Consider the following 10,066-nt stretch of genomic DNA (forward strand, 5'->3'; position numbering starts at 1 on the left):
GTCAAGGCAACAACCGCACCGCTATTCGATGAAAAATGGATGACCGGTTGATGACGGCTCAGGGCAACTTCAGCGCTTTGGTCACCTCGGCCCAGGGCACGAACTTGAAGTTCTGACTTTGCTCGGGCATGCGCTTGCGGCCGTCCTGCACCACCAGCAAGCCCTGGCTCCAAGGCCCGCCGAGGTTGGCCGAGGTGACCTCCAGACCGTCTGTTTCCGACGCTCCGTCAATCCCGGCGGACGCATTGAGCCCGACCCGGAACGCCCCGCGCATAGCAAAGGGCGGCTCGGCGTCCAGCAGCAGATAGCTGTCATTGCCCTGGCTTGAGACGACGAGGTAGTCCCATGCCTGGCTCTGATACAGCGCCAGCCCTTCAACATCAGCGTGCAGCGGCCCGCCAACCTTGATCACGCTGGTCAGGGTCGCGGGTTGATCGGCACGGGCGTCCACGGCCCAGACACCGACGTCCTCTTCACCAATAAACAGACGCTGGCGCTGGTCGTCGGCAACGCAACCTTCAGGCTGGCTATCGACCTTGAAACGCCGCACCAACTCGCCCTGAACCTTGCCGTCGGGGGCGCCAAGTCGGTATTGCAGAAAGGTGCCATCCTTGTCGTTGGCGATGGCGTAGATTTCGCCGCTGGCCGGTTGAAACAGGCACAGGCCGTAGATGTCCTGCAACGGCGTCGGCACTTCGCCGATGGCGCGCAGTTGGCCGCTGTGGCGGTCGATGGCGAACAGGCTGAGGCTGTTGTGATCGCGATGACTGGCCACCGCCAGATCCACCGTCTGCGTACCCAGTTTGAAGTGGGCCCGCACATCCACGTTGTTCAGGCGTCCGACCGGCAACTCCTGTACTTGCCGGCCTTGCAGGTCATACACCAGCAGGCCCTGCTTCTTATTGGTGCCGAGCACACGGCTGAGCGACGGTTGCTGCGGATGCACCCAGATCGCGGGATCATCCGCCGCATCGCCCTGACGCGCGACCGGCGCGCTCTGCGCCTGCGCAGCCACGGTGGGCAGCACCGGCGGCAGCGGCACCGGCGTGGCTTGCCAGTCGAGATGGCCTTGGTAAACGCGGCCATCGTCATCGTCACGAACCAGCAACTGCAAACCGCTGCCGGCTGGCTGCACAGCGAGATCCTGCGGTTCCTTCAACCCCGCCAAGGGCAAGGTCGCCTGCGCCGTCCAGCCCTCGTCCTGCTGTTGATAGAGGTGCAACTGTGCGGCTTTCGGGTCAAGCCCGAGAATGCCGCCGGGAAGCACGGCCAGGGCGCCGGCCTCGCCACTGATCTGGCCGAATGGTTTGCGCAGGGCCACCGGTGAGCGCATCACCTCGGCCTCAGCCTGCGCGGGGTAGGCCCACCAGCCGACGTTTTCTTCGTTGACCAGCAGATGCTGCGCAGCGTCGTCGACCCGACAGAACGTCGCCGACGGTGGCAATGGCAGGCCGCGCACGCGCTGGGCCTGAGCGTTGAGCGTGACGCCGTTGCCCACCAGCCATTGCTCGCCCTTGCCCTCCTCACCGACGAGAAACACAAACAGGTTGTCGGCGTCGTCGCGGTACAGGCAGAGGCCGTTCACGGCGAAGTCCCGGGTGGGCAAATACAACGGCGTGCCCCATTGCCGCCGCTCGGCATTCAGGCCCACGACCAGCGCCTGCTGGCGCGCGGTGTCGAGGCTGGCGACCCACGTGCCGCGAGCGGATGCGCGGCTGTCCAGGCTGCTGAACGAACCTTGCAACCGGGCGCGCTCGGCGCCTTGGGCATCGAGCAACAACAGACCTTGCGCGGGACTGATCGCCAGGCGCAGGTCTCCGGGCAGAAAACTCAGTGCCTCGAGCTTGAGCGTCGGCGCCCACGGTTCGAGCGTCAGGCTCGGCGTGGCCGCCAGGGTCGGGCCGGCGAACAGGCTGATCAGCGTCGCCAGCATCCAGCGTTGGTGTCGCGAATGAATACTCATGAACCGGCAGAATCCTTGTCGTGCGTGGATCGACGGCGGCACCCGGCCGCCAGCCGAGGCTTAAAAATGAGTGAAGGTCAGGCCGAGCTTGTAGGTCGGGCCGTATTCTTCGTACTGACCGTTGTAGGAGCGGTGGCCGGTGTAGACGAAATACGACTCGTCGGTGAGGTTCTGCGCCTCGAAGCTCAACTGCAGATTTTTTGTCAGCGAATAACGCGCGCTGAAATCGACGAAGGTCTGCGCATCGACATGCAGGTCATGGTCCTTGTCGTCGATCGAGGCCAGCTCATAGAGGTAAGCGGATTTGTAATTGGCTGACAGGCGCAGGCTGACCTTGTCCTTTTCCCAACCGAGCATCAGGTTGCCGACGGTGTCGGACTGGCTCGGCAGATCGATGCTGCGTTTGCGCTGAGTGCCACTGGCACTATCGAAGCCTTCGATGTCGGCACTGGAGCGGCTGAACGTGGTGTTGGCGCCGAGCAACAGGCCGTCCCACGGCGCCGGCAACCAGTCGAACTTCTGCGAATAGGCCAGCTCCAGGCCGTAGAGTTTGGCGCTGTCGCCGTTGGCGAAGGTGTGCGCTTCGGAGAAATTGGTCCAGGCACCGGTGCCGGCAAGGTCGGTGTTGTAGACGAAGTTTTCGATGTCCTTGTAGAACACGAACGCCGAGACCGTACCGGCGCGGCCCATGAAATGTTCGATGCCCAGGTCGAGGTTGCTCGACTCCAGCGGTTTCAGATCGGGGTTGCCGAACGTCGCTTCATCGTCGTCAATGACAAACCCTGGCGCCAGTTGGCCGAAGGTCGGGCGCACCACGGTCTTGGTCCAGGCCGCGCGCACCTGGGTGTTTTTGTCCAGTTGATAACGCGCATGCAAGCCCGGCAGCCAGTGGTGATAACGACGCTGAGTCTTGGTGGCCTCGAAGTCGCCATCGGTAGCGCCAGTGCCTTTGGCTTCGAATTCGGTGCCCTCGTAACGCAGGCCGGCGATGAAGCGCCAGTCATCGATGTCGATCGTGTTCATCAGGTAACCGGCGTTGATGTCCTCGCTCATCTTGAAATCGTTGACCGTCGATTCGGTCTGGTCGTAGAAATCCGCACGGTTCAGCCCGCCGATGAGGTTCTTGATCGCGCTGCCACTGATCCCCGGTCCGAACTGACCCAGGCGATAATCCACCGAACCTTTGGCGAAACGATCGAGGTTGAGCTGCGCGTCATTGAAGCCGAGGTCGTCAAAGTCCTCATAGACCCAGGCGTCGAGGTCGTTGTCCTTGTTGCGCCGGCTGACCTTGCCACCGAATTTGACCTGCGAGGCATAGCCGCTCAGGTCGTAGTCGCGGGCCAGGTCCAGGCGCAGGTTTTTCTCGGTATCGGTGGTGTTCTGCTTTTCCCAGTCGACCTTGTCGAGGCTGAACTGACTGGCATTGTAGAAGTTCTGGCCAATGATCGGGCGCGGTTTGTCGTTGCTGTAGAAGCCGCTGTCGGAAAAGTCATCAATGCCTTTGAACGCGGCATTGGCGATGTGCCCTGGGCTGTCTTCGCTGGAGCGGCTGTAGCCGGCCTGACCGCTGAGGGTCCAGAGGCCAAGCAGGCGTTCGCCGCCGAGCACGTAGGACTGGATTTGCTGGGTTTCCTCGCGCTGCTTGAGCTTGCGACTGCCTTCGGCATCGCCGAGCACACCGGCCACCTGAGGCTCGGCGAACTCAATAGCGGTCGAGTTACGGGTTTCGCTGTCCTTGTAGCGGCTGTACAGCGTGCGCAGGTAATAGCTGCTGAGGTCGTCAGGTTTGTAATCGAAATTGACACCTGCGCCGGTGCGTTCGCGGCTGATGTCGTAGTCGCGCTGTTCAAACTCTTCAAGTTGCGCACCGCGCTGGAAATCCCAGGCGCCGCCGGTTTCGACGTTGTCCGAACCGAAGTCGCGCTTCTGCCAGCTCAATGCAGCCGCGACACCAAAGTTGTCGATGCCATCGCCAAGGCTGAACCGGTTACTGACCGCACCGGAAAATTTCGGGCTGGTCTGGTGCGTGTTCTTGTCGTAGCTGGCTTCGGTGCCGCCGGTGTAGAACAAGCCTTTGTGATCGAACGCCGAAAGGCTTTTCACATCCACCGTGCCGCCCAGGGAGTTGGCGTCCATGTCCGGGGTGAGCGTCTTGATCACCGACAGCGACTGCACCAGCTCCGACGGCAACACGTCCAATGCCACGGCGCGGCGTTCGCTTTCCGGTGACGGCACCAGCGTGCCGTTGATGGTCACGCTGTTCAGATCCGGTCCCAGGCCGCGCACGCTGACGAAACGCCCTTCGCCCTGATCGCGCTCGACGCTGATGCCGGGCAAGCGTTGCGCCGCTTCGGCAACGTTTTCATCCGGCAGCTGCGCGACGCCATCAGCGTGCACCACGCTTTCGATGCTGTCGGAACGCCGCTGTTGCTTGAGCGCCGAGTCGATACTGGCAGCCTGACCCACCACTTCAACATGCTCGACATTGGCGCTGGCATCGGCGGCGTAAAGCCGCTCGCTGGTCATCGCCATGGCCAAGGCGGTCAGGGTGAAACTGAAGAGCCCGACGGTGCCGCTGCGCTGGTACATGTGTGTCCCCCAAAAGAGTCCGGTCCGGCCAGGCAAGTGGCCCGGCAACTGGAGGGGCACGCTAGGGGCGGCGCGTGACGCTTCTGTGACAGGGTTGACGGGCGAGCCGTTTAAGTCGGGGTTTTGCAGGATCTGGCCGGCAGAATGAGCTGAAATGACCTCCCCCACCCGGCACTTGAACCTGTGGTACCGAGCTTGCTGGTGAAGGCCGCGGCACCTGCAGCCTGATCGGCCGCAGACACCGTGCCTTCGCGAGCAAGCTCGCTCCCACAAGGTCGGCGGTGTTTTTTCAGAAATCCCTTGCACGACGATGAGCTGATCCGACCCGCAGCCGCTGTCACCCTACTGTCACAAGCATCTGCTGTGCTGGCGCGCATTGCTTCTTCGCTACAGGACCGCGGCCATGTTCTCAGTGCTCAAACCCCACCGTTGGAAACTTGCGGCACTGCTGGTGGCGGCCAATCTCGGTCTGCTCCTGCATCTGGCCTGCGGAGAACTCAAGCCGATCAGCGAATGGGTCTGGCTCGATATCGTCGGCGAAGGCGGCTCGGCGCTGCTCGCCCTGATCTGGCTGGCGCTGGTGCTTAAAAGCCGACCGGCCGGTCGCGTGACCAATTATCTGGTGCTGGGCCTGAGCGGCATTTTCTTTTCCTGGTGGATCGACAGCCTCGACGAATTCATCCGCTTGCCCGACAGCATCACCTGGGACCACTGGCTGGAATCCGGACCGATGCCCGTGGGGATGGTGTTGCTGACCCTGGGCATTTATCACTGGCATCGCGAGCAACTGGCGATCAGCGCGCAGATGGAAAAACGTGAACGGTTGTTCCGTGAACACCGGCTGTTCGACAAACTCACCCCTCTGGGCAGCGCCGACTACCTCAAGCGCCAACTGGCCGATAGCCTCGTGGAGAGCGTCGCGCAGCAGCAGCCGCTGTCGTTGCTGGTGCTGGATCTGGACAACTTCGCTGCCATCAACCAGGCCTACGGGCACGCCGAGGGCGATGCGGTGCTGCAAGCGTTGAGTCATTTGTTACTGCTCAACCTGCGCCATCAGGATTTGCTCTGCCGGCTGGCCGGCGACCGCTTTGTGGTGTTGCTGCCCAACACGGGCGAACGCCAGGCGCAGGCGATGGCGCAGGAACTGCAACAGGCCGTGCAAGCGTTGGCACACAAGACGCGCCAGCATGGCGAGCGGCTGCAACTGTCGGCCTGCACCGCCGCGGTCATGGCGTTGGAGGAGACGCCCGAGGCGCTGCTCAAGCGTCTGAACCTGGCGCTGGCCCGAGCCAAATCGCCCCTGGCGAAAAGCGCTTGAGGCCGACCATGACCGTCAAGACCACGTGGTACGAAGCCGACAGCCGTTTCATTCCCGGGCATTACCAACCCGCCACCCTGATCGACCTGGCCCTGTCCCGGGATATCGACAGCCACCGTCTGTTGCGCGGCACCGGGCTGTTCCATGAGGACATTCTGGCCGGCCAGACCCGTTTGAGTCCGCAGCAGTTTCTCGGGTTGATCGGCAACAGCCGGCGCTTGCTCAATGCCGACGACAGTAGTTTTCTGTTCGGCCAGCGCTTGCTGCCCGGACACTACGGCGCAGCCAGTCACGCCTTGCGCCACGCGCAAAATCTGCATCAGGCCCTCGACACGCTGATCCAGCAACAGGCGTTGCTGAGCCCGTTGATGACCCCGCGACTGTTACTCGATGAACGCTTCGCCTACGTCTACTGGCTGGACAGCTGCGGTGCCGGCGAGCAATGGCGCTTCCTGCTCGAAGCGAGCATGACCTCGCTGGTGGCCATGAGTCAGTGGCTCAGCGGGCAGCGTCTGCCGTGGGAATGCAGCTTCAGCCACGCAGAACCGCGTTACGTTGAACAGTACTGGGTGCATCTGGGCGAACAGACCCGGTTCGAACGGCCGCTGGACCTGATGCGCATCCCCCGGGAATACCTCGCTCGCCCCTGGCCGGGTGCCTCGGCGACGGCGGGCCAGGTCGCACGCCAGGACGCGCTGCGCGAGATCGAACATCTGGGGTTCGCCGCCAGTTTCACCGATTGTCTCTACGCCCACCTGCAAGACCATGTGCGCCAACCGCCGAGCCTGGAACAAGCCGCTCAGCATTTTTCCATGAGCGCTGCGACTCTCAAGCGCAAACTGCATAAACACGACACCGGGTTCCAGCAACAGGTGGACCGGGTGCGCAAACATGTGGCGCTCTACCTGTATCAGGTCAAAGGCATGAGCAACGAAGAGGTCGCCGACTACCTGCGTTTTACCGATGCCGCGAACTTCCGGCGTTCGTTCAAGCGCTGGACAGGCAGCACGCCCAATCTGATTCGCCAATTACTCGGCGGGCACTGAAGACGCCAATCACGTCTTCACTGTTGTGGCGCCACCACCCTGAACTTGATCGCGATGTCCTTGGACACCACGCTGTCCGCCCACTCCCCGGCACCGAGGCCGAACTCGTCGCGTTTGAGGATCAGTTCACCGTCGAAAATGCCGACGGCGTTGTCCGGCTTCAGCTCCACCGGCACATCAACCTCGCGCGTGATGCCCTTGAGGGTGAGCTGGCCAGCGATCCGGTAACGGTTCTCGCCCACCGGCGTAAAGCGGCTGGATTCAAACACGGCCACCGGGAATTTATCTGTGTCGAACCAGGCCGGTTTCACCAGCTCGGTATTGGCGTCCTCGCTGCCGGCATCGATGCTGCCCAGCTCGATGTGCAAGGTGGTGCGGGCGTTGGCGGGGTAGTCGGTGTTGAAGTCCAGCGTCGCCTCGAACTTGCTGAAGGTGCCGTACATCCGCGAGCCCATCTGGTTGTAGGTGAAACTGATATGACTGGCGCTGGTGTTGACCCGGGTGTATTCAGCGGCCTGCGCGGCGGCCATGGCAAAGAAGGAAATCACGGCAACCAGCAGAAATCGCAGCGACATGGAATTCTCCGGACGCCCGTCGCGGGCCTTGGATGACTTAAGCAAACAACCCGCCGTTACGCCAGCGCCTACACTAACCGCTCGATTTTCTGGTGTTGCCACACCCTTTTGTAGTACAGGGTCTGCAACGCCAGCATGCCGAGATACGCCACCGGGAACGCCATCCACACCCCCTGCAAACCAAACTGTCCGTCGAGCCAGTACGCCGCCGGCAACTGCACGCCGACTACACAGAAGATCGCGATAGCCACTGGCACCAGTACCGTGCCGCTGGCGCGCATGATCCCGCCGACGATCGCCTGGAACCCGAACACCAACAGGCTCCACAGCATGATGTGCAGCAGGTGCTCGGCCATCGCCCGGGTCGAGTCCTCCGTCAGGAACAAGCCCAGCAACCAGTGCGACAGCAGATACCCGAGCACGATCAGGCCGCCGGTCAGGCACACGTTGATCCAGAGCCCGGTACGCAGAATCGGCCCCATGCGCTCCAGACGCCCGGCGCCGATGGCTTGTGCGCCGAGGATCGACGCGGTGATCGCAATCGACAACGCCGGAAACTGCACATAGTTGACGATCTGGGTCACCGCGCCATAAGCCGCCGTCGCCTGTGAACCGTGCTGGTTGACCAGTGCCAGAATCACCAGCTCCGACAACGACAGCACGATCATCTGCACCCCGGTCGGCAAGCCGATACGCAGGACCTTGCCGAGAATCACCCGGTCCAGTCGCAAGGCAGCAAAGAACTCACGATCCGGCGCCAGCGGATGGCCCTTGCGGAGCAGGCGCCACGCAAGCCACGCCATGGCCGCGAGATTCCCGGCCAGCCCGGCATACGCCGCACTTTGTATGCCCAGTTGCGGCAAGCCGAACCCGCCGCGGATCAGTGCCGGCGTGAGCGCCAGCCCCACGGCGGTCGATACGATAAGCGCCAGCAACGGCGACAGCGTGTCGCTGACACCGCGCAGCAATTGCGTGAACAGCACGAACACCAGCAGCGACGGCAGGATCCACAACATCACCCGGGCATAGCTCACCGCATCGTCGAGTACATCCGCCGGAGTCCCCAATCCCGTGAGCGCCTGCCGCGCAAACAGGGTTCCCAGCACTGCGGCAACCAGGCCGATCAACACACCCAACAGCAGTGTCGCGCCGGCGATCGCCTTGACCCTATGCGTTTCCCGCGCGCCCCACGCCTGACCGATCAACACACCCGCGCCAGCGCCGAGGCCGATGACCAGGGCAATGAAAAAAAACACGATGGGGAACATGCCGGACACTGCCGCCAGCGCCTGGGTACCGAGCATCTGGCCGATATAAATGCTGTTGACCGTACCCGACATCGATTGCAGAAAATTCGACAGCACCATCGGCGCCAGAAAAAGCAGATAGGTTTGCCAGAGGGGCTTGGCGAAGGTGGCACTTTGCATTGGCTGGAGGTCCATCTCGACGGCGGAAGGCCTGATTGACGATAGCTTCGGTGAGTTGCGGGCCGGGTGCAATCAACATTTCCAATCCCTGTTGATTGTCTGTTTTGGCATTTGTGTAAATACCGGGCATTGCTTTGTGGCAGTGTGCAGCTGTGGTAAAGCACGGCTTTTCAACAGTTATTTATTGAGGCTCGAATCATGCGCAACGCTGTCAATGTTTTGCTAGGCACCCTCCTCGCTCTATGCGCCGCCTGCACCCAGGCAGCCGCACCTTCAGCGGCGCCTGATTCATTGAAGCCATTATTGTCCACCCTGAATGAACGCCTGAACATCGGCGACCTCGTTGCCCTGACCAAATGGGACAGCGGCAAGCCGATCCAGGACAGCCCACGTGAAGCCCAGGTCATTGCCAGTGCCAGAACGCTGGCTGCCGAACACAGCCTCGACCCGGACGACGTTGCGCAGTTGATTGCCGCGCAAATGGAAGCGAACAAACTGGTGCAGTACGGTTTACTCGCACGCTGGCAAGCGGCAGGCGCTGCACCGGACACGCCGCGCCCGGATCTCGCCGCGCAGATTCGCCCGCGTCTGGATGAATTGCAAAAGCGTCTGTTAGCGCAATACGCCGGGTTCGCGCCCTATCGGCAGGATCCCGATTGCCCGGCCTGGCTGACCAGTGTTCGCAGCGGTATGACCACGGATGCGCTGCATGAACTGGCGCTCATTCGTGCCAGCGGTGAGCTGTGCATCCGGCCGAAACCCCTCTGACTCGCGGGTTTGGGTAAACATCATCGGCGTCGATGTTCATCATCACGTCAATGAAGTTCTCATAAAAATTGCGCGGCGTAACATCGGCTCCAGACAAACCAACAACACCCCCTGGAGCACACGATCATGAAACGCCAAACCCTTCTCAGCATCGCTTTTTCGGTTTTCGCAGTTAACGCTTTTGCCGCCACCCCGGCACAGACCCTGGTCGCAGAAGGCGGCTCGGACAAGTTGATTGAAAGCCGTTTGGCTGAAGGGGGTTCGGATCGTCTGATCGAACGCCGCGTTGCCGAAGGTGGCTCTGATCGTCTGATCGAACGCCGCGTTGCCGAAGGTGGCTCTGATCGTCTGATCGAACGCCGCGTTGCCGAAGGTGGCTC

At 62.0% G+C, this 10,066-nt stretch carries 8 protein-coding genes; 4 read left to right on the forward strand and 4 right to left on the reverse strand.

From position 1 onward, the window contains the following. Positions 1-58 precede the first annotated feature (58 nt). Together HU765_RS24335 and HU765_RS24340 are read right to left on the reverse strand one after the other, a co-directional pair. Positions 59-1,963, reverse strand: a complete 1,905-nt coding sequence (locus HU765_RS24335; protein WP_186623456.1) for a phytase — start codon at positions 1,961-1,963, stop codon at positions 59-61. Positions 1,964-2,023: 60 nt separating this feature from the next. Further along, a complete protein-coding gene (locus HU765_RS24340; protein WP_186623458.1) occupies positions 2,024-4,552 on the reverse strand; it encodes a TonB-dependent receptor in 2,529 nt (842 codons plus the stop codon). A gap of 403 nt (positions 4,553-4,955) precedes the next feature. Here HU765_RS24340 and HU765_RS24345 point away from each other — a divergent pair, with 403 nt between their 5' ends. Both HU765_RS24345 and HU765_RS24350 read left to right on the forward strand, forming a co-directional pair. Next, positions 4,956-5,870, forward strand: coding sequence for a GGDEF domain-containing protein (locus HU765_RS24345; protein ID WP_186552499.1), 915 nt, complete (start codon positions 4,956-4,958; stop codon positions 5,868-5,870). A gap of 8 nt (positions 5,871-5,878) precedes the next feature. Next, positions 5,879-6,916 carry an AraC family transcriptional regulator gene (locus tag HU765_RS24350; protein ID WP_186623460.1) on the forward strand — a complete coding sequence of 346 codons (1,038 nt, stop codon included), beginning with the start codon at positions 5,879-5,881 and terminating at the stop codon, positions 6,914-6,916. A gap of 17 nt (positions 6,917-6,933) precedes the next feature. Here the strand turns inward: HU765_RS24350 and HU765_RS24355 are convergent, their stop codons facing one another. Together HU765_RS24355 and HU765_RS24360 are read right to left on the reverse strand one after the other, a co-directional pair. Next, positions 6,934-7,491 (reverse strand): YceI family protein, encoded by a 558-nt coding sequence (locus HU765_RS24355; protein WP_186623462.1) that lies wholly within the window; start codon positions 7,489-7,491, stop codon positions 6,934-6,936. A 68-nt stretch (positions 7,492-7,559) separates the two neighbouring features. After that, a complete protein-coding gene (locus HU765_RS24360; protein WP_186623463.1) occupies positions 7,560-8,918 on the reverse strand; it encodes an MATE family efflux transporter in 1,359 nt (452 codons plus the stop codon). Between the two features lie 198 nt (positions 8,919-9,116). Here HU765_RS24360 and HU765_RS24365 point away from each other — a divergent pair, with 198 nt between their 5' ends. After that, positions 9,117-9,686: a chorismate mutase gene (locus HU765_RS24365; protein WP_186623464.1), complete on the forward strand. Its 570-nt coding sequence runs from the start codon at positions 9,117-9,119 to the stop codon at positions 9,684-9,686. Between the two features lie 126 nt (positions 9,687-9,812). After that, positions 9,813-10,066, forward strand: a 254-nt coding sequence (locus tag HU765_RS24370; protein WP_186623465.1) for a hypothetical protein, incomplete at its 3' end; no start/stop codon positions are given.

The sequence above is a fragment of the Pseudomonas sp. SWRI81 genome (assembly GCF_014268545.1).
Taxonomy (GTDB): domain Bacteria; phylum Pseudomonadota; class Gammaproteobacteria; order Pseudomonadales; family Pseudomonadaceae; genus Aquipseudomonas; species Aquipseudomonas hamedanensis.

Excerpts from the sequence above, each read along its gene's own strand:
- HU765_RS24335 (WP_186623456.1), bottom strand. The coding sequence starts at position 1,963 with ATGAGTATTCATTCGCGACACCAACGCTGGATGCTGGCGACGCTGATC.
- HU765_RS24340 (WP_186623458.1), bottom strand. The coding sequence starts at position 4,552 with ATGTACCAGCGCAGCGGCACCGTCGGGCTCTTCAGTTTCACCCTGACC.
- HU765_RS24345 (WP_186552499.1), top strand. The coding sequence starts at position 4,956 with ATGTTCTCAGTGCTCAAACCCCACCGTTGGAAACTTGCGGCACTGCTG.
- HU765_RS24350 (WP_186623460.1), top strand. The coding sequence starts at position 5,879 with ATGACCGTCAAGACCACGTGGTACGAAGCCGACAGCCGTTTCATTCCC.
- HU765_RS24355 (WP_186623462.1), bottom strand. The coding sequence starts at position 7,491 with ATGTCGCTGCGATTTCTGCTGGTTGCCGTGATTTCCTTCTTTGCCATG.
- HU765_RS24360 (WP_186623463.1), bottom strand. The coding sequence starts at position 8,918 with ATGCAAAGTGCCACCTTCGCCAAGCCCCTCTGGCAAACCTATCTGCTT.
- HU765_RS24365 (WP_186623464.1), top strand. The coding sequence starts at position 9,117 with ATGCGCAACGCTGTCAATGTTTTGCTAGGCACCCTCCTCGCTCTATGC.